The following is a 1,274-nucleotide window of genomic DNA, read 5'->3' on the forward strand; positions in this document are numbered from 1 at the left end:
GTGTCCGTGGGTCATCCGCCGCGGCGGTGGACCGGGCGTTTCGGGCGCTTTCGCCCCACTCTCCCGATACGCAAATGCTTGTCGGGGCGGTCCTCCACGTGGAGGGTCGACCTCCGGAGCTGAGCGAGCTTCGGGATCACATTGCCGCCCGATTATCCGTACTGCCTGCCCTGACATCGTATCTGCCCCCTGGAGCCACCCGGTGGACGGTCTCCTGTTACCCGGACCTCACGGTTCATGTGGCAAAGTGTGCGGTGCCCGGTGAACAGGAAAGCTTGGAAACTGTCGTCGCCGAACTGTCCAGGACCGAATTGCCCGATGACGCCCCGCATTGGCGACTGTGGCTGCTCCACGGCCATGCCCCACGGCAGTATGCCCTGCTGTATCTGGCCCACCACTACCTGCAGGACGCCGGAGGCATCCTGCACACAGTGGAGTCGCTGTTCGGCCCGGAAATCACCGCGGATACATCCTCAGCGGTGTACCACGGTTTCACCCGGCGTCTCCCCACAGCGACGGACTATGGACGTTGTCTCAGGATGTCCGTCCGCAACGTTCGGCAGGCGAGAAAGTGGGATGTGCCGCACTGCCGAACAACGCCCGATCGCACGCTTCATTGGAGCCGTGTACCCACCGACGTGCTCGGATCGATCGCCGCGGCTTTCGGCGGAACCCGTAACGATGTGTACATCGCGGCCATCGCCCACAGCCTGGCGCATTGGCTGAATACGATGAGCGATATCCCCGACCCACCCGACCTGGCTTTCGCGGTGCCGGCCAATATCCGCCGGCCGGAGGAGGCGGACCTGCCGGGCAATCGAACCGCTCTCGCCCACATCAGACTGCCCGCAACGCCTCTCGATCCGGCGCAACGGATAGCCGGCACAATCCGCGCGACCATGCCATTGAAATCTCCGGGTGTCCGAGCAGCGCTACGCGCCGGCGTCGACCACGTGCCCATGTGGCTTGCGCGTGCCACGGTGAACACGATCGCAGGTCGTCGACGTGGTCCGGTCGGCGCATCGCATATCGCTCTTCGTCATCGCCTGGCGTTTCGGGGCAGCCCCGTCACCGCGGTATACCCGGTGATGTGCGCCCCTGCGGGGACTCCGCTCGCGGTGCTCTCGTTCACCTACGAGGGCTACGCCACGGCATGTTTCAGAGCGGACAAGGGCTTTCCCGGCCTCGACCGGATACACCACACGTGGCGGGAAACAATCCGAACCTGGAACGCGAACCCGCTCCGAAGCTGACTGTGCGATGTCCGGCGGCCA

The 1,274-nt window shown here is 64.9% G+C and carries 1 protein-coding gene; it reads left to right on the top strand.

Annotation, left to right across the window (positions count from 1 at the left end; genetic code table 11):
• Window positions 1-26: 26 nt before the first annotated feature.
• Entirely contained in the window at window positions 27-1,253 is a 1,227-nt protein-coding gene (locus ON20_RS25885) for a wax ester/triacylglycerol synthase domain-containing protein (protein WP_281032907.1), read from the top strand.
• Window positions 1,254-1,274: the final 21 nt, after the last annotated feature.

It is taken from the genome of Nocardia brevicatena NBRC 12119, assembly GCF_000308495.1.
GTDB lineage: Bacteria > Actinomycetota > Actinomycetes > Mycobacteriales > Mycobacteriaceae > Nocardia > Nocardia brevicatena.